At 40.8% G+C, this 1019-nt stretch carries 1 protein-coding gene; it reads left to right on the forward strand.

Annotated elements, in window-relative coordinates; genetic code table 11:
- Nucleotides 1-1019, forward strand: a 1019-nt coding sequence (locus E1171_RS00815; RefSeq protein WP_155203156.1) for a UDP-N-acetylglucosamine 4,6-dehydratase family protein, incomplete at both ends; no start/stop codon positions are given.

Consider the following 1019-nt stretch of genomic DNA (forward strand, 5'->3'; position numbering starts at 1 on the left):
CTTAGTTACTGGAGCCGCCGGCTCCATAGGAAAAGAAATATGTCGTCAGCTATTCCACTATTCCCCAAAAGAATTGATCTTCTTAGACCAGGCCGAATCGCCCTTATATGAATTGGAATTTGAGCTGAATCAAAATCCTTCGCCTAAGGACATCAAAATCCATTACCTTATCGGTGATATCACCAATCAAAATCGGATGAAGGAAATATTTGAAGCCTTTCAACCGGAATTGGTCTTCCATGCAGCTGCTTATAAGCATGTTCCCACAATGGAAAACAATCCTTCCGAGGCCGTAGCCGTCAATGTGATGGGAACAAAAAATCTGGCCGACCTTTCGGTAAAATTTGGTGTGGAGAAATTTGTAATGGTTTCTACAGATAAAGCAGTTAACCCCACCAATGTGATGGGAGCCACCAAAAGGGTTGCGGAAATTTATACTCAGTCTCTAGATGGGGTAAAGAATAATAATACCAGATTTGTTACCACTCGCTTTGGAAATGTTTTGTGTTCCAATGGTTCTGTTATACCACTTTTTGGCAAACAACTGAAAGCCGGAGGGCCACTTACGGTTACCGATCCGGAAATTACCCGCTATTTTATGACCATTCCAGAGGCGTGCCAGCTGGTTTTAGAAGCTGGGGCTATGGGAGAAGGTGGAGAGGTTTTTATTCTTGATATGGGGGAGTCCGTAAAGATCATCGATATAGCCAAAAAGATGATTAAACTATTTGATCTGCAAGTGGGAAAAGATATTGATATAAAAATCACTGGATTAAGACCAGGAGAAAAGTTGCACGAAGAGTTAATGACAAAGAAAGAAAATACCCTGTCTACTCACCATCCAAAGATCATGAAAGTCCGGGTTAGAGCTTACGATTTGGAGCCAATTCAAGAGGTTTTTCAGGACCTGGAATATTTGCTTGAAAATAGAATGGCGGTAGATCTGGTAAGGAAGTTAAAACAAATAGTACCGGAATATAAAAGTAAGAATTCGGTATTTGAAAAGTTGGATGTTGACC

The sequence above is a fragment of the Xanthovirga aplysinae genome (genome assembly GCF_009711365.1).
Lineage (GTDB): Bacteria > Bacteroidota > Bacteroidia > Cytophagales > Cyclobacteriaceae > Xanthovirga > Xanthovirga aplysinae.